General features: G+C 76.3%; 2 protein-coding genes. One reads left to right on the top strand and one right to left on the bottom strand.

All coding sequences use genetic code 11. From position 1 onward, the window contains the following. On the bottom strand, nucleotides 1-898 hold an 898-nt coding region (locus AC13HU_RS35390), incomplete at its 3' end, for a bifunctional phosphatase PAP2/diacylglycerol kinase family protein (protein WP_483046100.1). Between the two features lie 485 nt (nucleotides 899-1383). Here AC13HU_RS35390 and AC13HU_RS35395 point away from each other — a divergent pair. After that, nucleotides 1384-2595: an aminotransferase class I/II-fold pyridoxal phosphate-dependent enzyme gene (locus AC13HU_RS35395; RefSeq protein ID WP_483046101.1), complete on the top strand. Its 1212-nt coding sequence runs from the start codon at nucleotides 1384-1386 to the stop codon at nucleotides 2593-2595. The last annotated feature ends 26 nt before the right edge of the window (nucleotides 2596-2621 follow it).

The following is a 2621-nucleotide window of genomic DNA, read 5'->3' on the forward strand; positions in this document are numbered from 1 at the left end:
CGGTCAGCTCGACCGACAGCAACCCCAGGTCGGCGGCGAAGTGGTTGTGGGTGCCGCCGGGGAAGACCGCGAGCGGCAGGCCGTGCCGCAGTGCCACCGCGGCCGCCTCCCGTACGGTGCCGTCGCCGCCGCTCACCCCCAGCGCGCCGCCGTCCCGCACCGCCGACTTCGCGGCCCGCTCCAGCAACTCGACCAGGTCGTCGTCCTCCGTGCACTCCGCGACGACCGCCTCCGGCAGGGCCGCGGCGATCCGGTCCGCCGGCGTGCTCAGCAGCGGCGGCGGGCCCGACGCGGTGTTCGCCACCACGTGCAGACCGCGCCCGCCGGCCAGCCCGGGCGCCCGCGCCGACGGCCCCGGCTCCGGGCGGCGCCGCACCGGAAGCAGCGCCCGTACGGGCAGTGCCGCGCCGACACCCAGCGCGGCACCCACCACCACGTCGCTCGGATAGTGCACACCGGTGTAGACCCGGGAGAACGCCACGCCCGCCGCGACCGGCGCCACCGCCGCACCCCACGCGCCCGACTGCACGGCCACACCCGCGGCGAACGCCGCGGCGGAGGCGGCGTGGCCGGACGGGAACGACGTCGTGACCGGCTGCCGCTGCAACCGCCTGATCACCGGGACCGTGTCCAGCAGCGGGCGCGCCCTGCGCACCGCGCCCTTGCCCAGCGTGTTGACCGCCAACGAGGCCAGCGCCAGCGACCCCACTCCCCGCAGTGCGGCCTTCCGGCCGTCGGGGCCGCCCACCGCCGCCATCCCCGCGGCGAGCCCGAACCACAGCCGCCCGTGGTTCGCGATCCGGCTCAACCGGGGCAGCACCGGCTCCGCACCCGGCCAATGCCGACCCGCCACCGCCGTGAACAGCTCCCGGTCCCAGTCCTTCCACGGATACGTCATGCCGCACAGCTACCCCGGCTCCCGGCTCACGCACCTGCCGGAACCGTCACGGGGAGCCGTGGGAACAGGGGCGCCGTGACGGAGGAGCCGTTCTTACGCATGGGTGCGCTCGCGTAAGGACGGTTCGCCGGTGTAGCAATCGAGCCAAAGGGCGCGCCGGTGTCGAAAGGTGGGGGCACCTCCCAGGCGAAGCGCTGGGGGAGCCCGGAGGCGAGAGGGCGGCAAAAAAGGGGCTGAGCGGGTGCCCAACGCGTAAGAACGGCTCCCACGTACCGGCGCCGATACGGAATTGGGCTCGCCGACCGGGGCGAACCGTTCTACGCAGCAGCACCCATCCGTAAGAACGGCTCCCACGTCCCCGCGCCGATACAAAATGGGCGCCCCGGTACACGGCGAACCGTACCCACGGACGGCTCAACGGGCGCAGGGTGGGGAAACGGGGGAAGGTGGGCCTAGTGGGCTGTCTTCGCACCTGGAGGTGCGCGATGCCGTGGGCGTATGAGGTGAGGCCCGATCCGGGGTTGCCGGTGCCCGGGTATTGGGGGGCGCGGTTGGCCGCCGCGTCGGCCGGGACGGAGCCGGCCGGGGGTGACCGCGAACTGCTGGAGGCGGCGGACGGGTACTGGTCGAGGAGGGCGCTGCCCGGTGGCGCGGCCCATGTGCTGGCCGCGCCGGGCGCGGAGCAGCTGCTGCTCGCGGTGCTGGCGGCAAGTGAGGGCGACCCGGTGCTGGCCCGCCCGGCCGCGGCGTGGCAGCACCCGGTGGTGCGGCTGCTCGGCCGCCGCGTGCACACCGTGCCGACGCCTGCGGAGGGCGGCGGCGTACCCGACCCGGTCGCGCTGCTGGAGACGGTACGGCGGGCCCGGGCGCAGGGTGGGGACCCGCGGCTGCTGGTGCTGTCGGCCGCGGACGACCCGACCGGCACCGTCACCGCGCCCGAGCTGCTGCACGAGACGTGCGAGGCCGCCGCGGAGGCGGGCCTGCTGATCGTGTCCGACGAGACGTACTCCGACACGCTGTACCACCGCGAGACGCTCCTGCTCAGCCCAGCCGAGATGCTGCCCGAGCACACGGTGGTGCTCACCGACCTCGGCGCGACCCTGGTCCCCGCCGGGGTGCCGGCCGCGCTGGCCCGCTTCCCCGACACCGCGCACGGCACGTCCTGGCGGCTGCGCGCCGCCGATGTGCTGGCCGCGCTGCGCGCGGTGCTGCCCGCGTCCGTCGCCGCCGCGACCGCGTACGTGCTGGGCGAGCCGCCCGAGGTCGTCGAGCGCGGCGCCGCCGCGAACCGCGTGCACGCGCGGACGGCGGCCGCCGCGCACCGGGCGATCACCGAGGCCGGGGCGTCCTGCCGGCCGCCGCAGGCGGGCTTCCAGCTCTACCCGACCGCCGGGCCGTCGGGACCCAACGCGGCGCGGCAGGCCGAGGAGCGGCTCGGTGCCTCGCTCGGCCGCCCGGTGCCCGGGGGCCACCGCTTCGGTGACGACCCGCAGGAGCCGAGGGTACGGATCGGCACCGGCGTGCTGCTCGGCACGACCGAGGCCGAGCGGCAGGCCGCGCTGGCCGCCGCCGACCCGGTCGCGGTGCCGCACGTCGCGGCCGGGCTGGCCGCGCTGACCGCCGCGTTCACCGCGCTGACCGGCATGGCGGCGGTCAGCGGTTCGGCCGACACCGGATCGCGGGGGACGGGGGGCTGACTTACTTTCGTGGTGACGTTCCGGCC

Source organism: Streptomyces sp. NH27 (genome assembly GCF_056859195.1).

Bases quoted from the DNA above. Each gene is read 5' to 3' on its own strand.
- AC13HU_RS35395 (WP_483046101.1), top strand. From the start codon at position 1,384: ATGCCGTGGGCGTATGAGGTGAGGCCCGATCCGGGGTTGCCGGTGCCC.